The 21326-nt window shown below is 73.1% G+C and carries 12 protein-coding genes; 5 read left to right on the top strand and 7 right to left on the bottom strand.

Annotated elements, in window-relative coordinates; genetic code table 11:
• The first annotated feature begins 299 nt into the window (after positions 1-299).
• Positions 300-2555 carry a glycoside hydrolase family 3 N-terminal domain-containing protein gene (locus tag RM704_RS32265; protein WP_052146521.1) on the top strand — a complete coding sequence of 752 codons (2256 nt, stop codon included), beginning with the start codon at positions 300-302 and terminating at the stop codon, positions 2553-2555.
• Here RM704_RS32265 and RM704_RS32260 read toward each other — a convergent pair.
• The 6 genes from RM704_RS32260 to RM704_RS32235 form a co-directional block, all read right to left on the bottom strand.
• Entirely contained in the window at positions 2545-3390 is an 846-nt protein-coding gene (locus tag RM704_RS32260) for a carbohydrate ABC transporter permease (RefSeq protein WP_107072445.1), read from the bottom strand. The genes RM704_RS32265 and RM704_RS32260 overlap by 11 nt on opposite strands.
• 53 nt (positions 3391-3443) lie before the next feature.
• Positions 3444-4463 (bottom strand): carbohydrate ABC transporter permease, encoded by a 1020-nt coding sequence (locus tag RM704_RS32255; RefSeq protein ID WP_033532026.1) that lies wholly within the window; start codon positions 4461-4463, stop codon positions 3444-3446.
• 2 nt (positions 4464-4465) lie between these two features.
• Complete coding sequence (locus RM704_RS32250; RefSeq protein ID WP_033532027.1) at positions 4466-5839, bottom strand: extracellular solute-binding protein; 1374 nt, start codon at positions 5837-5839, stop codon at positions 4466-4468.
• A gap of 185 nt (positions 5840-6024) precedes the next feature.
• Entirely contained in the window at positions 6025-6600 is a 576-nt protein-coding gene (locus RM704_RS32245) for a peptidyl-prolyl cis-trans isomerase (protein ID WP_311591618.1), read from the bottom strand.
• A gap of 206 nt (positions 6601-6806) precedes the next feature.
• Positions 6807-11195, bottom strand: a complete 4389-nt coding sequence (locus RM704_RS32240) for a glycoside hydrolase family 38 N-terminal domain-containing protein (RefSeq protein ID WP_033530850.1) — start codon at positions 11193-11195, stop codon at positions 6807-6809.
• A 129-nt stretch (positions 11196-11324) separates the two neighbouring features.
• A complete protein-coding gene (locus RM704_RS32235; protein WP_033530851.1) occupies positions 11325-12209 on the bottom strand; it encodes a MurR/RpiR family transcriptional regulator in 885 nt (294 codons plus the stop codon).
• 170 nt (positions 12210-12379) lie between these two features.
• Between RM704_RS32235 and RM704_RS32230 the strand changes: the two genes are divergently transcribed.
• Positions 12380-13168, top strand: a complete 789-nt coding sequence (locus tag RM704_RS32230) for a sugar isomerase domain-containing protein (RefSeq protein ID WP_052146386.1) — start codon at positions 12380-12382, stop codon at positions 13166-13168.
• Between the two features lie 13 nt (positions 13169-13181).
• On the opposite strand, the gene RM704_RS32225 is transcribed toward RM704_RS32230, so the two are convergent.
• The gene (locus tag RM704_RS32225; protein WP_052146387.1) at positions 13182-16289 is read right to left on the bottom strand and encodes a beta-N-acetylglucosaminidase domain-containing protein; all 3108 of its coding nucleotides are present in this window, start codon (positions 16287-16289) and stop codon (positions 13182-13184) included.
• Between the two features lie 160 nt (positions 16290-16449).
• On the opposite strand from RM704_RS32225, the gene RM704_RS32220 reads away from it, so the two are divergent.
• The 3 genes from RM704_RS32220 to RM704_RS32210 all read left to right on the top strand — a co-directional run bounded on the left by RM704_RS32220 (position 16450) and on the right by RM704_RS32210 (position 21318).
• The gene (locus RM704_RS32220) at positions 16450-16983 is read left to right on the top strand and encodes a MarR family winged helix-turn-helix transcriptional regulator (RefSeq protein WP_033530852.1); all 534 of its coding nucleotides are present in this window, start codon (positions 16450-16452) and stop codon (positions 16981-16983) included.
• A gap of 231 nt (positions 16984-17214) precedes the next feature.
• A complete protein-coding gene (locus tag RM704_RS32215) occupies positions 17215-18138 on the top strand; it encodes a cyclase family protein (RefSeq protein WP_033530853.1) in 924 nt (307 codons plus the stop codon).
• A 153-nt stretch (positions 18139-18291) separates the two neighbouring features.
• On the top strand, positions 18292-21318 hold the full coding sequence (locus RM704_RS32210) for a SpoIIE family protein phosphatase (protein ID WP_033530854.1): 3027 nt from the start codon (positions 18292-18294) through the stop codon (positions 21316-21318).
• Positions 21319-21326: the final 8 nt, after the last annotated feature.

Below are 21326 nucleotides of genomic sequence, written 5' to 3'. Positions count from 1 at the left end.
ACGGTGGGGCACGAGGGCCTTTCGTCGTTCGGTGGAGATGTCGCAATCCACACCGAACCCGGAAGGCCCTCACTCGTTCAAGATCACTCTCCAGTGATCGCCGTCACCAACCTCCGTGGACAGAACACCTAGCCCACGGCACCGGCGACTGACCGGCAGCGGTCAGCAGTCCCCCATCCCGACGCCCGTCCCCCTCCGGCCGCTCACGCCCCCGGCCGATCGGCTCCCTCCACCGCTCAGCTCCCGGCCGTTCGGCCGCCCCGGCCGCTCAGTTCCTCCCTCGCCGACAAGGACGATTCATGCCCCCTCAGGACCTGCCGGTCGCCCCGGCCACCGCCCCCGCGCAGCCGCCCTACCTCGACCCGGCCGCCCCCGTCGACACGAGGGTCGCCGACCTTCTCTCCCGGATGACCCGGCGCGAGAAGGTCGGGCAGCTCAACCAGCGGATGTACGGCTGGGACGCCTACCGCCGTACCCGGGGCGGGGACTTCGAACTCACCGAGGCCCTGACCGCCGAGACCGAGCGCTTCGCGGGTCTCGGCGCGCTCTACGGTCTGATGCGGGCCGACGCCTGGTCCGGCGTCGGTCACGGCGACGGGCCCGGCGCCGAGGACAGCGCCGACCTGGCCGACCTGGTGCAGCGCCACGTCCTGGAGCGCAGCCGGCTGGGGATCCCCGCCCTCTTCGTCGAGGAGGTCCCGCACGGCCACATGGCCCTCGACGGCACGGTCCTGCCCGTCAACCTGGCCGTCGGCGCCACCTGGGACCCCGACCGCTACGAGCGGGCCGCCGCGCACGCCGCCGCCGAACTCCGCGCCCGTGGCGGCCACGTGGCCCTCGTCTCGGCGCTCGACATGGCCCGGGACCCGCGCTGGGGCCGCACCGAGGAATGCTTCGCCGAGGACCCCTACCTCGCGGCCCGCCTGACGGAGGCGCTCGTCCGGGGCATGCAGGGTTCCGGAGACCACTTCGCGCCCGACCGCGCCCCCGTCGTCCTCAAGCACTTCGCCGGCCAGGGCGCCACCGTCGGCGGCCGGAACTCCGCGGAGTCCGAGCTCGGCCCCCGCGAACTGCACGAGATCCACCTCCCGGCCGCCCGTGCCGGAGTCCGCGCGGGCGCCGCCGCCGTCATGGCCGCCTACAACGAGGTCGACGGGATGCCCTGCTCCGGCAACCGCGCCCTCCTCACCGGACTGCTCCGCGAGGACTGGGGCTTCGACGGCCTGGTCATGGCCGACGGCCTCGCCGTCGACCGCCTGGCCCGCATCACCGGCGACAAGGTCTCCGCCGGCGCCCTCGCCCTGGACGCGGGCGTCGACCTCAGCCTCTGGGACGAGGGCTTCACGCATCTGGAGGAGGCCGTCGAGCGCGGCCTGGTGGGGGAGGCCGCCCTGGACGCCGCCGTCGCCCGCGTCCTGCGCCTGAAGTTCCGCCTGGGCCTGTTCGAGCATCCCCGCACCCGCCGGGCGTCGCTCCCCGAGCACGCCGGACGCGCGCACAGCACCGACCTCGCCCGCGCCTGCGTCACCCTCCTGCGCAACCCGGCCGACACCCTGCCCATCGGCCCCTCGGTACGCCGTGTCGCCGTGCTCGGCCCGCACGCCGCCACCACCGGCCACCACCTCGGCGACTACACCGCCCCGCAGCGCCCCGGCACCGGCACGAGCGTCCTCGACGCCCTGCGCCGCCTCGCCCCGCCCGGTACGGACATACGTCACGCGGAGGGCGCGGCCCTCACCGGCGCCGACCGCACCGGCGTCCCGGCCGCGGTCGACGAGGCCGCCGCGGCCGACCTGGCCGTGCTCGTGCTGGGCGGCAGCAGCGCCCGCACGCCCGGCACGCGGTTCGACGCCAACGGCGCCGCGCGGACCGTGGTGTCGGAGATGACGTGCGGCGAGGGTGTCGACCTGGCGGGACTACGGCTCGGCGCGGCGCAGGAGGCCCTGCTGGACGCCGTGGTGGCGACGGGCACGCCCACCGCTGTCGTCCTGATGCAGGGCCGTCCGCACGTGGTGCCCGACACCCCCGCGGCGGCACTGCTCACCGCCTGGTACCCGGGCCCGTGGGGCGGCGAGGCCGTCGCCGAGGTGCTCCTCGGACTCGCCGAGCCCCTCGGCCGGCTCCCGGTCTCCGTCCCGCGCTCGGCCGCCCAGCTCCCCGTCCACTACAACCACAAGGACACCGAGTACGGCGGCTACGTCGACGAGAGCGCCGAGCCGGCGTACTCCTTCGGGCACGGGCTGTCGTACACGACCTTCGACCACGGTGCGCCCCGGGTCGCGGGGCGCACGGTCGAGGTGGACGTCACCAACACCGGGGGCCGGTACGGGCGTTCGGTCGTGCAGGTGTACCTCCGCAGGCTCATCACCCGCAGTTGGCCGCGCACCCTCGAACTGTGCGCGTTCGAGGGTGTCGGCCTGGCGCCGGGCGAGCGCCGTACGGTCTCCCTGGCGTTCGACGTGCCCACCGGGACCGACGCCGTGGAGATCCGGGTCGCGCGGTCCGCGCGGGAGGCGCTGGACGCCGTACCCGTGGTGGTGGACCTCAGAGCTTGACGGCGCCGGAGGACACGCCCTTGTAGAACCACCGCTGGGTGATCACGAACAGCACCAGTACCGGGATCACGGAGATCACCGAGCCCGCCATCACCATCCGCTGGTCGTAGCCGAAGGACGAGGAGGTGAGGCGGGACAGGCCGAGCGTCAGGGTGAAGTGGTCCTCGGTGCGCAGCACGATCAGCGGCCACAGGAAGTCGTCCCAGGCGCTGATGAACGTGTTGATGGTGACGACCAGGATCGCGCCCCACGCGGACGGCAGATAGAGATACCGGAACCGCTTCCACTCGCCCGCCCCGTCCAGCATCGCCGCGTCCTCGACCTCGCGCGGCACGGCGAGGAACGCGGCGCGCATGATCAGGACGTTGATGGCGGCGACGAAGCCGGGCAGCCAGACCCCCACCAGGCTGTCGACCAGACCGAGGTCACGGACGCTCATGAACAGCGACACCATGATCGACTCGAAGGGGAACATCATGGACGCCATCAGCAGCACCCAGACCAGCTTGCGTCCCTTCCAGCTCGGCTTGGAGAGCATGTAGCCGGCGAGCGTGGAGAAGACCAGCTGGCTGGTGACGGAGAGCGCCACGACCACCAGGCTGTTGCGGATGTACGTCCAGACCGGGACCTGCGCGAACACCTCGCGGTAGGCGCGCAGCGTCGGGTCGTGGGGGAAGAGGGAGGCGTTCTCGCCGAACACGTCCTCGCCGACGCCCTTCAGCGACGACAGCAACTGCCACAGCAGCGGGCCGACGGTGATGCCGAGCACGAAGAGCAACAGCAGGTAGCGGACGACGAGTTCGCGGGGGCGGCCGTAGTCCCGCCAGCGCGGCATCAGCCGCCGCCGGGCCGGGAGCGGGGCCGTGGCCGTCTCCTTCACGGCGGTGGTCACGACTCGTCCTCCTTCGTCAGTCGCTGTGCGAGCAGCGTGAGACCCAGGGTGAGTACGAAGAGGGCGACGCTGACCGCCGAGCCGTAGCCGGCGTTCCCGGTGAGCGGGTCGAGGGCGACGTCCCGGATGTAGAAGGGGAGGGTGCGGTCGGCGCCGCCGGGTCCGCCGGTCGCGCCGCCGAGCATGTAGATCTCCGTGAACACGCGCAGCGAGCCGATGCCCGTGAGGGTGCCGACCAGCATCATCGAGGTGCGCACGCCCGGCACGGTGATGTGCCAGAAGCGGCGGACCGCGCCCGCGCCGTCCACGGCGGCTGCCTCGTGCAGTTCCTTGGGCACGTTTCCCAGCGCGGCCAGGTAGAAGATCATGTACCAGCCGAGGCCCTTCCACAGGGTGAGCCCCATCGCGCACAGCAGGATCAGCCACGAGTCGGAGAGGAACGGGATCGCCGACCGGATGATGTGGGCTTTCTGCAGCCAAGTGTTGACCAGGCCCTGATCGCTGAGCAGCCACTGCCAGCTGAGCCCCACGACCACGCTGGAGGCGAGGACCGGCGTGTAGAAGGCGGAGCGGAAGAAGCCGATGCCGGGCAGGTTCTTCTCCACCAGCACGGCCAGCATCAGCGGCAGCAGCACCATCAGCGGGACCACGATCAGCGCGTACAGCACGCTGTTGCGGGTGGCGAGCCAGAAGTCGGAGTCGCCCAGCATCCGGGTGTAGTTGTCCAGGCCCACGAACGAGGCGGCGCCGCCGAGCGGTTTGGCGTCGGTGAACGACAGCAGGAGCGTGTTCAGGAACGGGTACAGACCGAAGACGGTGATGCCGATGATCGCCGGTGACATCCACAGCCACGGCAGCCACCAGCGGCGGTACAGCGCGGCGCCGCCCGCGTCGGCGCCGGGGCCCGGCCTGAGGGCCCGCAACAGGCGGCGCGGGCCGGTCGGTTGCCCGGGGCGGGGGTCACGGGCGGAGACCGCGACCCCCGGTCCCTCGGTGGGGGGAGAGAGGGTGGTCATACTCAGCTGCCCTGCTCGATCAGCTCGTTGGCCTTCTTCTGGGCCTCGTCCAGGGCGTCCTGGGCGCTCTTCTTGCCCTGCATGGCCAGCTGGATCTGAGCCGTGATGGCGTTCAGCTCACCGGGTGTCAGGGCGATCTCGTCGGCCGTGGAGGTCTTGCGGTCGCTCGCGACGATCTTGCGGGCCTCGGCGAACGGGTCGTCGCCCTCGACCGACTGGAAGAACGGGTCGTCCAGGGAGGCGGTGGTGGAGGGGAAGATCACCACGTTCGGGTCCTTCGCCCACTCCAGCTGGTTCTTCGCGTTGGTCAGGAACTGCGCGAAGGACAGCGCGGTCGCCGCGTTCTTGCTGGTGGACGCGACACCGATGTACTGCGGGGCGCCGACGGTGTGGCCGAGGTCGTCCAGCATGAAGCGGGCGACACCCGTCTTCCCGTAGACGCTCGGGTTGTTCTGCTGGATGAAGCGCAGGAAGTTGGGGTTCGTCGGGCCGTAGACCAGCTTGCCCTGGCCGTAGACGTTGGCCGGGTCCTGGGTGGAGGAGAGCGAGTCCCTGGGCATGCCGCCGGCCTTGTAGAGCTTGGTCATCGCCTCGACCCACCGGGCAGTCTTCGGGTCGTCGGCGAAGGTGAACTTCTTGCCGTCGGAGGAGAGGATCTTGATGTCCATCTGCTGCCAGTCGGCGGGGATGCGCAGCTGCGGGTTGGCGAGGAAGGCGTAGTACTTGCCGTCCGAGACCTCGGCTATCTTCTGCGCGTCCTCGAACAGACCGAGCACGGTCGTCGGAGGTTTCGCCGGATCGAGGCCGGCCTTCTTCATCAGTTCGGTGTTGAAGGTCTGCACGATGCCGCCGGAGTACCAGGGGAGCACGCTGTGCACCTCGGCGCCGGCGGAGTCGGCGTACCTGCTCGACTTCCACAGGTTGGGCACGAACGGCTCGCCCGCGTCGGGGGCCTTCTTGTCCAGGTCGAGCAGGTAGCCGTTCTTGGTGAGCGCGATCGCGGTGTTGACGTTGATGTTCACCACGTCCGGCAGTGTGCAGCCCTGCGCGTCCGCGACCAGGCGCTGGGTGAACGTGGCGTCGCCCGGGTCGTCGACCCACTTCACGGTGGTGTCCGGATGGGCCTGTTCGAAGGCCTTGATGACGCCGTTGAAGTAGCCGCCGAAGTCTTTCTTCAGGTTGGTCGTCTGGAAGGTGATCGTGCCCTTGACGTCTCCGGTGAGCTTCCCGGAGCCGACGTTGCCCTGGTCGACCTCGCAGCCGCCGGCCGTGGCGTCCCCGCTGTCGGAACCGCCGCCCGACAGGCCGCAGCCGGCGGCGGTCAGGGTGAGGGCGATGACGCCCGCCACGCATCCGGTCAGTCTTCTCGCGCGCATGGTGCCTCCTGCGATCAGTCAGCTGCTGGATCGAGTTGCTGGTTCAAATCACCAACTTGGACTCTGATTGATGAAAAGGTGGACCAGAATTCATCGGAGGTCAATGCCTGGCCGTGTTGCTTTTCGGTTCCGAGTCGCGCACCGGGTCTCCGGTGCCGGTCCCGCGCCGGAGCCCGGGCCGCGCGTCAGTGCCGGTGCTCGTGGTCGGGGTGCGAGGGGTCACCGGGGTGCTCGTGCCCCGGGGTGTACTCCACTTCGGCCCGCGCCCGGTCCAGCCAGTCGAAGAAGGCCTGTCGGCCCATGGCCCGCCGCAACTCCCGTACGACGTCCTCGTGGACCTCGTCGTACGGCAGGAAGTCGCCCGGCACCGCCCCGTCGTACGGGTCCACACCGCGCCGCAGCGCCTCCGAGGTGAGGAAGCGGTCCGGATTGCGGTCGTAGTAGCCCCGTACGGCCTTCTCCGGCACCCTCTGCTCGGCCTCCAGCGCCGCCAGCAGGGTGCGCGCGGCGGGGGAGTGGGCGAGCGCCACCGCGATGATGCTGCCCAGGTCGGCGACCTCGGTCCCGGACACCGCGAGCGGGCGGGCCGGGGACTCGTCGGGCGGCGGGGCGAGCCCGCGCGCGGCGCACGCCCGCCGGGCCAGCTCGTCGGCGACGGCCACCTGCGTGGCCCACCGTCTGCGCTGCCGCTCCGCCCGCGCCCGCCCCTCCGGCCGGACCTCCCGGTCCCGCGCGGGCACGACCGCCAGCACCGCCTCCACGCGCTCCCTGGCGACTGGCTCACCGCCGACGAGCGCGGCGGGCGCGCCGTCCGTCCCATGGCCGTGCGCCGCCGAGCGGTCGCCGTGCGGCGCGGGTCCGTCCGACGGCGCCGACCCCTGGCGCCGCCCGTGCTCGCCGGGGGCCGGGCGCCCGCGAGGCGAGGAGGGGCGGTCCGGTCCCGTGCCGCCGTGTGCCGTCCGTCCGTTCACGGCCCCACCTCCAGGACGACCGCCTCCGTGTAGGCCACGCGGCCGTGCCACCCGGCCTTCGCCATCAGCCAGTACGAACCCGGAGGCACCGCCGAGCCGTCGATCTCGATCAGACACTCGGCGCTCTCCCCGGCGGCCACGGCGAAGCCCTGGAGGCCCGGTGCGACGCCCGCCCATGTCCCCCACGACGACAGGGCCCAGAGCGCTCCGCCGACCGGCCCCCGGGTGGTGTTCCGCAGCCGCACCGGCACCCGCACCCGCTCGCCCCGGCGCACCTCGACCCGGTCGACGCCCAGCTCCATCACCAGACCTGGCCCGGTCCGCCCGTCCGGCTCGCCCTCCACCGCCGCGCCGGGCACGTCCAGGGCGACCACGTCCTCGAACGTCTGCCCGCCGTGGACCAGCCGCGCGGCGAGCGCGTAGCGGCCGGGCACCGGGTCCCGCGGGGGCGTCACGGTGACCTCGGTGAGCGAGAAGCCGCCGGCGCCGAGCGCGTACGGCAGTTCCGCGGGCTCGGCGCTCCAGCCGGGCGGCACCTCCAGGGCGACCGTGCCCGAGACCGGCGCGTCGGTCAGTTCGGAGGAGATCCGGACCGTCGCCGTGACCGGGCCGTCGGCGGTCAGCGCGGACGGCGAGAGATAGACGGCCACGGGCATGTTCCCCCGGGGCGCCGGACCGGAGTTGTGCAGCCAGTACCGGGTGTGCACGGGCTGGGCGGGTTCGTGCGCGGCGACACCGGCGCCCTCGGCCGGGAGCCCGCAGGACGGCGAGGGCCGCGCGGTGGGGCCGCCGTCGCGCGCGGCGTCGTCGGTGGGCCCGCCGGACCGTAGGGGCGGAGCGGCGGCGACCGGCGAGGCCAGTACGGTGGCCACCTCGAACCCCGTGAGGTCCAGCTCCAACGCCCCGTCCGCGCCGGGGGCCAGCGCCTCACCGGCCCGCTCCAGGACGTCCGCCCGGCGGCCCTCGGCCCATGCCGACGGCCCCGTCACCCGTGCCCGCACCGGCCGCCCGTCCACCTCGTGCGCCCGTACGACGACCTCGCGCGCCGGGTCCACGGGGTCCGAGCCGCCCCGGGCCAGCGGCGACCCGGCCGGCTTGAAGGCGTCCAGCACCACTCGTCCCTCGGGCTCGAGCGCCAGCAGTGTCGCGGTCCTCGGCAGATTCGCCGACGTCCCGGCGGGTTCCCGCAGCCGTGCCGTGAGCGGATGTTCGGGCGTCCGCAACCGTCCCGTGAGCGGATGGTTGAAGGCGTGCCCCGCGCGCGGCCAGCCCAGCTCGCGCCAGTCGCCCTCGCCCGCGACGACCGCGTACTCGAAGGTGTGCGACCAGCGCTGGAGCTGGAAGCCGGAACCGTCGGGCGCGGTGCGGCGGGGCGGGTCGACCCAGACGCCGGAGGGCCAGCCGGTGCAGGAGCGCATCAGCGACACGCAGAGGTCGCCGCCGGAGGTGACGACACAGCCCGGGGTGCCCCGGTTCAGGATCGCGAAGCCCCGTCCGTCCCAGGCGTCGCCGGGCGGCAGCGCCTCGCCGCCCCCGGCCGCGGTGGCCCGGACGGTCGCGTCGTCGAGGTCGGCGATCAGCGCGTCCACGGCCTTCGCGTCGTCCTCGGGGCGGGCGCCCGCCACCACGAGCAGCGGCAGCCGCTCCAGGTCGCGCAGGTCGGCGCCGGGCACCCACTCCTCGCGCAGGGAGGCGCGGGGCGCCACCCACACCGCCGCCAGACCGTCCTCGGCGAGTTGGCGGCGCAGTTCGCGGGCCGCCGCCGGGTCCCAGCCGAGGACCTCGGCGACCAGGGCGTTGCGTTCCGGGCCGCCCACGGCGACACGGATGTCGGGCAGGTTGGAGTCGACCTCCAGATCGCCGTAGCGGGGTCCGCCCGCGATCGTCGAGGTGGCCGTGACGCCGGTGCGGACCAGGGCGGCGGCGAGCGGGGTACCCAGTTCACCGGCGATGTCCCAGTCGCCGAAGACCAGTTCGGCGACGCCGATCGACCGGTGGCCGAGCAGGGCGCCGGTGTCGTCGTGGACGGCGACGCGGGCCGTGGAGCCGAGGCCGAACCAGGTGTTGGCCGGGTTGTCGAGCGTCCACGGGAACCGCTCGCTGTCCACCTCCACGAAGCCGAAGCCACGTCCGACGACCGCGTCAGCGACCTCGTGCACCGGCAGCCCGCCACGCACGTCCGAGGGCCAGCGCACCCGGATCAGCCGGTCGGCGCCGCCATAGCCGTCGACGGTCGTCGTCACGTCCAGCCGGTCCACCCCCGCCCAGAGGGTGAGCCGCTGGGTGTACCGGAAAAGGCCCAGGTCGGCGCGGACGGTGATGCGTGAGCCCGCCGACGAGTGTTCGACATCGATGTCAGCCGTCACGTCCCGGCTGCGGGCGGCGGTGGTGCCGGTCGGGGTGAGATGCCAGGGGCCCTCGCCGAAGCGCGGGTGCCTCGGGTACTCCTCCTGCACCACCAGCTCGTTGCCGATGTCCCCGGACCGCAGCAGCTCCCGGCCGCCCCCGGCCCCGGCGAGCGCGCGCAGCGAGCTGACACCGCCGCCCCGGGCGGGGTCGACGGTCACCTCGTAGAACTCGTTGCGGATCGTCGTCCCCTCGCCGGCCGTCCAGCCGGGCACCGAACCGTCCGCCAGTGCGAGCGCCTTGAGGCCCATGCCGGGCACCTCCGGCACGACGACCCTCAGTTCGCCGTCCTCGGACACGGCGGGCAGCGGCAGTCCGGTGTGGTCGAGCGGGATCCCGCCGGGGTCGGCGACGGTCAGCACGTCCCCCCGCCGCCAGGTCGCGGAGTTGAAGACGACCAGGTCGGCTCCGGCGTCCGGCAGCGGCGCGACCCGGTCCGCGAGCGCCTGGGTGGCGTCGGCGTGCACCTCCTCCGCCAGGTCGTACAACTCCCGCCAGCCGGTGAGCAGATCGATGTACACCTGGTCCGACTCGGAGCCGGTGATGGCGTCGTGGTGCGCGCCGTAGATCAACTGTCGCCAGGCCTTGTCGAGGGCCGCGTCCGGATAGGGGTGCCCGGTGGTCAGGCAGGCGAGGGTCGCCCAGGCCTCGGCGTCGGCGAGCAGCGCCTCGCCGTACCGCTGGGCCTGCTTGGTGTCGATGTAGGAGACGTCCTTGCCGGTGTAGACGGGGTTCATGTCCCGGGTCTGCGGGGAGGCCGTGCGCCCCTCCCGCTCCAGCTCGGCGCGGACGGCGGCGAAGAAGTCCCGGGGGATGCCGCTGACGAAGCGGGGCCAGACGTACCGCTCGTTCCAGTCGCGGTGGATGCCCATCACCCAGCGGCACGGCGGCGCGTAGTCGCCGCCGACCGGCAGCAGGACGTTCCGGGTGAGCGCGACCTTCTTCAGCCCCCGGAAGAGCTTGAGCGCGGCCGCCTCCGCCTCGGGGAGCGTGGGCGCGTTGTCGATGGCCCAGCCGGCGCCGTAGTGGTTGACCATGTACGCGGTCAGCAGGCCCCGCCCGCTCGGGGCGATCCAGCTGAACTCCGCCGGGAACTGCATCCGTCGCGGATCGCGCGGCTCCTCGCCGAACACCGACAGGGTCGGCCCCCACTGGTGGAAGGGGCCGCGCGCCCACGAACTCGACGTGACCCCCGCGTCGGCCATCAGCCCCGGGAACTGCGGATCGTGCCCGAAGGCGTCCAGCTGCCAGGCGGTCTCGGGCGCGGCCCCCATGATCCCGCGCTGGAAGCCGTCGCCGTACAGCGCGTTGCGCACGGTCGCCTCGGCGCCGGTGAGGTTGGTGTTGGGCTCGTTGTAGGTGCCGCCCATGATCTCGACCCGGCCGGTGCGGATGAGCTGCCGCAGGAAGGCCCGCTCCTCGGGGAAGGCGTCCCAGTAGGGCTTGAGGTAGTCGACCTCGGCGAGCACGAAGGTGTACGCCGGATCGCGCCGGGCCAGATCGCAGTGGGCGCGGACGAGACTCATGCCGGACTGGCCGCGCGAGTCGAAGGTCCGCGCGGGCAGGCCCGTCACGGCCGGGTCGTCGGCCACGTCCCAGGTCTCGGTGTAGGCGGCCTGGGTGTTCCACCAGACGGGGTCGTAGTGGAAGTGGCTGACCATGAACATGGTCCAGCCGGGCTCAGCGACCGTGAACCCGCCGGTCCGGTGGGCCACCAGCTCTCCGTCGGCGGCTGTGACGGTGATCTCCCGGTGGTCGCCGACGGCGAGTCCGTCCGTGGTCACGGGTATCTCGGCGCGTGCGGTGCCGTCCTCGCCCACGGTGACGACGTTCTGCCCGACGGCGCGGACGCCGGGGCCTTCCACGCTCAGCCGGACCGTCCGGCCCGAGTCGTGCCCGACCTCCACGGCGACCACCTGGTGCGGCTGGTCCTCCGTCCCGACGAAGAGCTCGGTCGACTCGACAGAGATGACGCGCATGAGGCTCCTACGAGTGCTCGGGGGAGCCCATCCTGGCAGCGTTGGGGTGGTTCAATCAACCATGCAACGGAATATTGGTTGATTCATCCATGCAGGTCGGCCGTCGATGCGGCCGTGCCGGCGCCCCGGTCAGCGGCTGCGCCGGGACTTCACCGCGTGTGCCCCCGCGATGTGGTCGGTCAGCGCCAGGGAGGCGCTCGCCCGCTGGTAGGAGAGCTGGCCGACGCGGACGTAGAGGCAGTCGATGAGCATCAGCACGGAGTGGCGGGCGCCGATGCTGCCGGTGCGGAAGCTGGTCTCGGACGAGGAGGAGATCAGCCGGATGTCGGCGGCGCGAGCCAGCGGTGAGCGGGAGTCGGCGGTCAGGGCGACGGTGGTGGCACCGCGCTCCCTGGCCAGCTCGAACGGCTCGATCACCTCCCGGGTGGCGCCGGAGTGGGAGATGCCGATCGCCACGTCGGCCGGGGTGAGCAGGGCGGCCGAGGTGGTCGCCGCGTGCACCTCGGTCCAGCCGCGCACCGCGCAGCCGATGCGGAACAGCCGGGTCTCCGTCTCCTGGGCGACCGCGCCGCTGCCGCCGACGCCGTACACGTCCGTGCGTCGCGCGCGGGCCACGGCCTGCGCCGCTCGCTCCACGGAGTCCAGGTCGATCCGGTCGATGGTCTGCTGGATCGCCCGCAGATCGGCGGTGCCGACGACCTGGACGACCCGCTCCAGGCTGTCGTCGGGGGAGATGTCCGGCCCGATCTCGGCGCTGCCCCACTCGGACGACTCGCCCCGGCCGCGCTCCTGGGCCAGCTCGATCAGCAGGTGCTGATAGGAGTCGAGGCCGACGGCCCGGCAGAAGCGGGTCACGGTGGCCTGGGAGGTGCCGGTGCGCCGGCCCAGCTCAGCGGCCGAGCAGTGGGTGACGGCGGCCGGATCCTCCAGGATCAGCTCGCCGACCTTCCGCAGGGAGCCGGCCAGCCGGGGCAGCTCGGTGCGGATCAGGGTGGTGACATCGGTCGAGGGCATGCAGAGAAGGTATCAGCCACCCGTTGGCGCAGCGGCTGAATACCAGGACCGGGTCTTTGCTACCGCACCCGGGGTGAACTGCGCCATTGCCCTCCCCGCGGAGCCTGTGATTCAGTGATTCACTGATAGGTGTGTACGGGGTGGTTCAATCCACCAGTGGGGAGTCTCAGGTGTCCGTCGAGTCCACCAACGAGTCCGTGACCGAGCCGGTGAGCGCCGACCGCTTCGCGCGCGAGGGCCTGGCCGTCCTGCACCGTCTCACCGAGTCCGCGCGCGCCGACGTGAGCGCCGCCGCCGCGCTGATCGCCGACTGCGTCCGCGCGGACGGCGTCGTCCAGGCCTTCGGCACCGGCCACTCCCAGGCCCTGGTCCTGGAACTCGCCGGCCGCGCGGGCGGCTTCGTGCCCACCAACCGGATCCAGATGGCCGACCTCGTCCTCTTCGGCGGTGACCACCCCAGCGGCCTCGACGACCCGTTGCTCGAACGCGAGCCCGGCATAGCGGTCCGCCTCTACGAGCTGGCCGCCCCCCGCCCCCAGGACCTCTTCGTCGTCGTCTCCAACTCCGGCGTCAACAACGTCATCGTCGAGATGGCCCTGCACGCCAAGGAACGCGGCCACCGCCTGCTCGCGCTCACCTCCCTCGCCCACACCCACTCCGTCCCCGCCACCCACCCCAGCGGCAAGAAGCTCGCCGACCTCGCCGACGTCGTCCTCGACAACGCGGCCCCACGCGGCGACGCCCTGCTGGAGCTGCCGGGCGGCGGCGCCGTCTGCGCGCTCTCCACCCTCACCGGCGTGATGCTCGTCCAGATGACCGTGGCCGAGGCCGCCGCCCAGCTCCTCGCCTCCGGCGACCGCCCCCCGGTCTACGTCTCGGCCAACGTGCCCGGCGGCTTCGAGGGCAACCTGGAACTGGAGAAGCGGTACGCCGGCCGCATCCGGCGTACCGCCAGTTGATCCTCGGCGGGGCCTAGGACACCGGTACGGGGGTCAGCGCGACCGCCAGCGGATAGGCGCCGGTCGTCAGCGGCGCCCCCGCGGTGCCGGTCGCGGTGTCGACCGGCACCAGCTCGTTCCCGTCGGCCGCGGTGACGTAGGCCGTGCCGCCGTCCCAGTCCAGGCCGACGTCGAAGGCTGACCTCCCGACAGTGATCCGCCTGCCGGGCGCACCCGTCACCGTGTCGACGGGCGTGACGTAGTCCCCGGTGCTCGGGCTCACCCACAGCGTCCGCCCGTCCGGTGACAGCCCGAGCCCGTACGCCTGACCGGAGACGAGCAGCGTCGGCTCGGTGTCGTTGCTCGCGGTGTCGATCGGAGTGACCGTCGAGCCGCCGGAGTTGGACACGTACACCGTCTTCCCGTCCGGCGCGGCGACGACGTTGAAGGGGCGGGGCCCGACCGGGATCGCCGCCCCCGCCCTCCGGGTCGTGAGGTCGACCGGCGAGACGGTGTTGTCGTGGATGTTCGCCACGTACAGCGTCCGCCCGTCCGGGGTGACCGCCATGTTCTCGGGCCCCGACCCGACCGTGATCGTCGCGCCCGCCCGCAACGTGCCCGTGTCCACCGGCTGCACCGTGCCGTCCGTGTAGTTGGCGACCCACAGGGTGCCGCCGTCCGGGGTGAGCGCGAGCCCGGCGGGGACCCGGCCCACCGCGACCGTGGCGGTGACCTCGCCGCCGGCCACGTCGATGACGCTCACCGAGTTCGCGCCCTGGTTCGCGGCGTAGGCGGTGCGCCCGTCGGCGCTCACGACCACCTCTCCCGGGTTGGCGCCCACGGCGATCTCCGTGCTCCTGCCGGAGGACAGATCGACGGAACTGACCGACGCCCCACTGAAGTTGGCCGTCAACGCCCTGGGTGTGCCCTCCCCGTCGGTGACCCGCACCGGGAGCGCCCGGCCGAGCACGCCCGAGCCGGACACCACCACGGAGTGCACGCCCTCGCTGGCACCGGTCAGGGTGACGTCGACGGACGCGCCGCCTCCGGCCGGCACGGTCACGGTTCCCTCGGCGGGCGAGGCGGTGACACCGTCCGGCACGTCGAGCTTCCAGCCGACCGTACGGCCCGCCTCACCGGAGAAGCGGAGCTCCACCGTCTCGGACGCCCCCGGCTCCACGGAGAGCGAACCCGGGACGAAGGAGGCGTCGACGCCGGGGTCGGGCGCGTGCTGGAGCATCGCCCGGTACAGGAACTGGTCCATCACCCCCGGCGCCACCTGCTGCGGTATCGCGTCCAGTGCCTTGCGCTCGCTCCGCAGCCTGTTCCAGTACGTCGACACCGCGTCGGCGTCGCCCCGCTTGCCGGCCAGCAGCAGGTCGACGGCGGTCAGCCCGGCGGTGCCGTAGGAGCCGAGCTTGTCCAGCCAGGGCGAAGTCTCCTCGAGGAAACCGGGGTTGGCGAGCAGCGCGCGCAACCGCGCGGGCGTGGCGGCCATGTCCGTGAAGTACGACCGCAGCGCGGCCGTGGCCCCGTCGAGGCCGCTGTCCTTCTCGTACGCCTCGTGGAAGGCGGCGAGGAGCCCCGCCAGCGTGGGGGACTCGGTGGCGTCGAGCGGGGAGGAGTAGCTGTTCTCGGCGAAGATCCGCAGCCATCCCGCGGCGTCCGGCCCCGCCAGGTCCCGGACGGAGGCGAGGAAGGCGGCCCGGGGGTCGTACGCGTCCGCGTTCCACAGGTAGGCCGCCGACGTGAACAGCGCGAGCCTGCTCGCCTCGGCCTGCACCATCGGGTTGGCGGTGACACCGACGGACTCCCGCGCCACACCGGCCTCCCGGCCCGTGTAGGGGCCGAGCAGGAGACGGCTGGTGACGTAGTCGTTGACCGGGTAGTTGTCCCAGACCAGGACCGGATGCCCGTAGACCTCACGGGCCTGCCGCAGCTGCGCGGCGGTGATCGTCGGCGCGATCACCCCGACACCGGTCCACTCCACCACCACGTCCGGGTCCAACCACTCGCGCAGCGCCTTCTTGTACGGGGTGTCCGCGAGGTCCGAGTACTCGGTGGGGACCATCTCCAGCGGATCGAGCCCGGGACGGCCGGCGGAGAACTCCTCCCACACCCGGTTCAGCAGATGCGCCTGAGCCGCGCCGGCGGCCCCGCCCCCGCTGCCGAAACGCTCCTCGTCCGCCGCGCAGTTCCACTCGGTGTAGCTGATGTCGTCCAGCGGGATCGCGAAGGACCGCACACCGATGTCGTACAGCGAGGCGAACTTGCGGACCAGCGCGGTGCTGTCACCGTCCGAGGAGTAGCAGACCGACAGGCCGGGCGAGAGGGCGTAGGTGAGGCGGACGTGGTCGGCGGTGGCCCGCTCGACGAGTTCGCGCAGCTGGGCGAGCCGGTCGGCCGGGTACTCGTCGCGCCACCGTTCCCGCAGATACGGGTCGTCCTTGGGGGAGTACACGTACACGTTCTGCTTGGTGCGGCCGTAGAAGTCGAGTTGGCTCAGCCGTTCGGCGTGGGACCACGGGGTGCCGTAGAAACCCTCGATGACACCGCGCAGCGCGGCCGTGGGCCAGTCGCGGACGGTCACCTCGGGCAGGTGGCCGCCGGTGAGGAGCTGGCGCAGGGTCTGGGCGGCGTAGAACGTGCCGGTGGTGTCGGCGCCGGAGAGCGCCAGCAGGGTACGGCCGGCGCCGCGGCCGGAGGCCAGGACGTACCCCTCGGGAGGCAGCCCGGCCGGGGATCCGACGCCGAGCCGCCGCAACGCGCCCTCGGTCGCCGGGTTCTCGTCGGGACCGCCGACGTAGACGGTGAGTCCGGCGGGCGGCGGGCGCTTCCCGGCCGGCACGGTGACGATCCGGTCGGCCCCGGCGGCTCGCAAGGCGGCCTCGACGACGCGGCGCGCGGAGGGGTCGGTGCCGGGTCCGACGACCTCCACCACCCGGTCGGGAACGGGGAGCCGGCGTCCGTCGCCCTCGATCTGGCGGGGCGTCGGCCAGACCTCGGGCACCGACGGGGTCTTCGGGGCGGACGGTGCGGCGGCGGCAGCGGACGGCAGCGAGGGGAGGCTCAGGCTCAGGGCCAGCAACAGCGCCCACGGGAGGCGCAGGGAGCGTGGGAGGAAAGAGGTGATTGAAGCCATCGAAAGAGGCTAGAGCTGCTGAATCAAGCATTCAACAGGGCCTGGACGTCGTCCAGGAACCCTTCCCGTCCTGAGAGGCGGGCCCGCCTCGGTCATGAGGAGGGAAAATCTGTGCGGATCCACGGCCGGTCACCACAGCACGGCGGGATAGAAAGAGACCATGACTGAACGCGATGGGCCGACGGGTGGCGCGGACGACGTCGATGAGGTGACGCGCGCGGTGCTCACCGCGTCGCGGCTGTTGGTCGCGATCTCCGCACGGTCACTCGCCGCCGTCGAGGAGCGGGTGACGCTGCCGCAGTTCCGGATGCTGGTGGTGCTGTCCGTACGAGGCGCCACGAAGCTCGTCGTACTCGCCGATCAGCTCCAGGTCGCCCCGTCCACCGCGATGCGCATGGTCGACCGGCTGATCGCCGCCGGGCTCGCCGACCGGCAGACCAACCCCGACAACCGCCGCGAGACCCTGCTCCGCCTCACCGACGAGGGCCGGCGCGCCGTCGAGGAGGTCACGGTCCGGCGGCGCGCCGAACTCGCCACGGTGGTCGAGCGTCTCGCCCCGAGGCAACGGGCGGCGCTCGTCGACGCGTTGACCGCGTTCAACGCGGCGGGCGGGGAACCTGTGGCCCCGGCGACGGACGACGCGGAGCCGTACCCGCTCGGCTGGGCCGACACCGGCGTGGGCGGAGGCATCTGAGACACCGGGCGCCGCCCCGGCGACCCGGGCGACGACGGGGCGCCCGGGGGTCGTGGTGGCGCATCCGCACTCCGCCGCCGTGGCGCTGCCCGCCCTCCTGCCCCTGTGCCACCCGAGCGACTTCTCCTCGCACAGCCCGATCGCCGCGGCGCGCGACACGGCCATAAGGTGCTTACGGGGCGCCGTGCCCGCGCCCTGCCGGCCTGGTGTCGACCCGAACAGCGAGGACGTATGAGCGCGCGGCCCACCGTCTCCCGCGAGGAGTTCGACGCACTCTTCGAAGCGGTCCGCACCTGGGGGCGCTGGGACCGGGCCGATCGTGGCGCGTGGAACCGGGTGACCGGGGACCACGTGCGGCGGGCCGTCGGACTGGTGAGGTCCGGCGTGGTCGTCCCGATGGCGCTGCCCTGGAACACCCGCTCGGGCCCGGACAACCGCAAGCCCGCCTTGCACCACATGACCGACCTCGGGGACGTGGAGGGTCCCGAGCCCACGACCCACAAGGACTTCATCGCCGCCGACTACCACGGCAAGGGCGTCACCCATCTCGACGCCCTGAGTCACATCGCCTACGCGGGACTGCTCTACGACGGCAGGCCGGCCCGCGAGAACGTCGACGCCGCGGGTGCCCGCTTCGGCTCGGTGGCGGCGCTCGGCCCCCTCGTCACGAGAGGGGTCCTCCTGGACCTCCCCGCCGTGCTCGGCGTCCCCTGGCTGGAGCCGGGGCACGCGGTGCGCGCCGGGGACGTCCGTGCCGCGGAGGAGGCGCTCGGCGTGACGATCGGCGAGGGCGACGCGGTGCTGCTGCGCTCCGGACACGTCCGCCGCCGCGCGGAACTGGGCGCCTGGGACCCCGCCACGGCGAGCGCGGGGTTCCATGTGGACGCCGTACCCCTGCTGGCCGAGCGGGGGGTCGCGCTGCTCGGCGGGGACGGGGACAGCGATGTGCGGCCGTCGCCCGTGGCGGGCGTGCACTCGCCGGTGCACGCCCTGGCGGTGGCCGCGATGGGGGTGCCGCTGCTGGACAACCTGGACCTGGAGGCGCTCGCCGGCGCGACCGCCGAGGCGGGGCGGTACGAGTTCCTGCTCGTCGTGGCCCCGCTGAACGTCCCGGGCGGCACCGGTTCGCCCGTCAACCCGGTCGCCGTCCTGTGAGCCGGACCCGACGCTTGTCCACCGGACCGGCCCCGCCCGGTCACCGTGGGTGAGGCAACCCGTGAACCGTGACTCGTGTTGCTGATGCCCTTATCCTCGTCAATGTCAGATATTTCCGATAAGCGGATTGTCCAGGGCGCGAGTGAGGCCAGCGTGGTGCGGTCCGACGGCGAGCCGATACCCACGGGGCGTGCGACAGACGGCACGGGCCCCACCCTTTTCCGTGAGCGGTTCCTGCAGGGCGAGCCGCTGGAGTCGGGCGTGCGCGCCTCGATCCTCGACTCCTGGCGGCGTTGCCGCTCCCTGGGGCTCTTGCCGGACCGCTCCGACCCTCCCTTCCGGGACGACTTCGACCGCGACGGCCGGGTCGCCCGTGCCGCCGCGCCGGTGCTGGACCGGCTGGAGTCCAGGTTCGCCGGCAGCGCCATGAACATCTCCGTCGCCGACGCGAACGGCACGGTACTGCTGCGCCGCTTCGGCGAGGCGTCCCTGGCCAGAGCGCTCCCTGACATCCAGACCGTGCCGGGATTCGTGTTCGCCGAGCGGTTCGCCGGCACCAACGGCATCGGTCTGGCCCTGGCGGAACGGCGACTCATCAGGGTCTACGGCGCCGAGCACTTCGCCGAGCGCTCCCAGGGCAGCGCTTGCCGCGCGCTCCCCGTCCGCGACCCGCTCAGCGGGCGGATCGAGGGCGTCCTGTGCTTCGGATATCCGCGCGGCTTCGAGAACCCGGCACTCTCCACCGTGATCCGCAAGGCCGCCGCGGCCATCGAGCGGCGGCTCCTCGGGCAGAGCTCCGCACGCGAGCGCTCCCTGCTGCGGGCGTATCTGAACGCGGGGGACGAGGTGGGCGCGGGCCCGCTCCGCACCATCGGCGTCGACGAACTGGCCCTCGGGCTGCGCCCCGCCGACCGGGTGACCCTCCTGGAGAAGGCCGCCGAGCTGATCTCGCGGGCGCAGCGGGCAGCCGTCGAGGTGGCCCTCACGGACGGCCGCCGCGTCACGCTCGTGAGCCGCCCGATGACGAGTGCCTCCGGGGTGGAGGGCGTCGCCGTCGAGGCCGTCCCGCACGACTCCTCCCGGCCCGAGGTGTTCACCGCGCCACGCCGGATCGAGCCGGTGCCGAGCCTCACCGCCGGGTCCGCGAGCCCCGTCGCTCCCCTCGCGCCCGTCGACCCCTCGATGGTCCACCGCGTCCGGAACGCCCCCCTCGTCGAGGCCTCCGGCCCACTCTCCGCCGTGCCGGTCCCCGGTCACCCGCGTGAAGCCACGTCCCCCGGCAGGACCGGGACGGGTGTCGACGGCCTCACTGCCGGGAGCCGCCCCACCGCCGCCCCGGCGGAGGCCCTGGCCGCCGACGGCTCGCCCACGGCCGACGGCCCCACGCCCGCCCCCGTCGTTCCGCCCGCCGCCCCCGTCGTTCCGCCCGCCGCCGACGGCGTCCCGGGCGGCCGTCCCGGCTCCCCGGCGCCGGAGAGGGGTCTTCTGATGGTGGGGGAGCCCCATGTCGGCGGCTACGCCCTGGCCGCGCGCCGCCGGCTGGAGCTGCTGTCCGAGGCCAGCGCCCGGATCGGCACCACCCTGGACGTGCGCCGCACCGCCCAGGAGCTCGCCGAGACGGCGGTGCCGCGCCTCGCCGACTTCGTCACCATCGATCTGGCCGAGCCCGTGCTGCGGGGCGAGGAGGCGGCGGACCCCCGGAGCGACCTGCGGCGCACGGTGGTCCACGGCATCCGGGACGACCTCCCCTTCAGCCCGGTCGGCAAGCAGGTCGACTACGGCCCGACCGTCCCGCAGCTGCGCTGCCTGACCAATGGCGAGGCCGTGCTGGAACCGGACCTGAGGACGGCCGCCGGCTGGCTCGCGCAGGACCCCGAGCACACCGAGCGGCTGCTGGGCCACGTCCACTCCCTCATCGCGGTGCCCCTGGTCGCCCGAGGGGTCGTCCTGGGCGTCGCCGCCTTCTACCGGGCCCAGGACCCCACCCCCTTCGGGGACGACGACCGCTCACTGGCGCAGGAACTCGCCACCCGCGCCGCCCTGTCGATCGACAACGCCCGGCGCTACACCCGCGAACGCACCATGGTCCTCGCCCTGCAGCGCAGCCTGCTCCCGCAAGGACTGCCCGACCGGGACTCCGTGGAGGTCGCCCACCGGTATCTGCCCGCCGAATCCGACGTCGGCGGCGACTGGTACGACGTCATCCCGCTCTCCGGGACCAGGATCGGCCTCTTCGTCGGCGACGTCGTCGGCCACGGCATGCTGTCCGCCGCCACCATGGGCCGCGTCCGCACGGCCGCCCGCAGCTTCGCCGAACTCGACTTCCCGCCCGACGAGGTCCTCACCCACCTCGACAACCTCGTGGGACGGCTGGATCGCGAGGACCCCGTCTCCGACGGCGGTGGCATCATCGGCGCGACCTGTCTGTACGCCGTCTACGACCCGACCTCGCAGCAGTGCACCCTGGCCCGCGCCGGCCACCCGCCGCCGGCCCTGGTCCAGCCCGACGGCACCGTGTCCTTCCCCGAACTGCCCGCCGGACCCCCGCTCGGCCTCGGCGGCCTGCCCTTCGAGGCCGTCGACGTCCATCTGCCCGAGGGCAGCACCCTGGTCCTCTACACCGACGGCCTCATCGAGGACCGCGAACGCGACGTCGACGTGGTGCTCGACCAGTTGCGCGCAGCCCTGGCCCACCCCGAGCACACCCCGGAGGAGACCTGCCGGCTGGTCCTGGAGAGCGTCGCGTCCCCCCACCCCGGCGACGACATCGCCCTGCTCGTCGCCCGCACCCACGCCTTCGACCCGCGCAGCGTCGCCACCTGGGAGCTGCCCGCCGACCCGGCCCGCGTCAGCGAGGTCCGCGCCGGAGCCCTCCGGCAACTGGCCGACTGGGGGATCGACGAGGCCGCGTTCGCCGCCGAACTGGTGCTCAGCGAGCTGATCACCAACGCGATCCGCCACGGCGCCGGGCCCATCCGGGTACGGCTGCTCCGTGACCGCTCCCTGATCTGCGAGGTCGCCGACACCAGCAGCACCGCACCGCACCTGCGCCGGGCGGCCACCACCGACGAGGGCGGGCGCGGCCTGTTCCTCGTCGCCCAGCTCTCGCAGAGCTGGGGCACGCGCTACACCCCGGAGGGCAAGGTCATCTGGGCCGAATGCGGGCTCGACGAGGGCTGAGGCGAGCA

Source organism: Streptomyces gottesmaniae (assembly GCF_031845845.1).
Lineage (GTDB): Bacteria > Actinomycetota > Actinomycetes > Streptomycetales > Streptomycetaceae > Streptomyces > Streptomyces akebiae.
The sequence above is the reverse complement of the archived record's forward strand: the minus strand, read 5'-3'. Positions and strand labels throughout refer to the sequence as shown.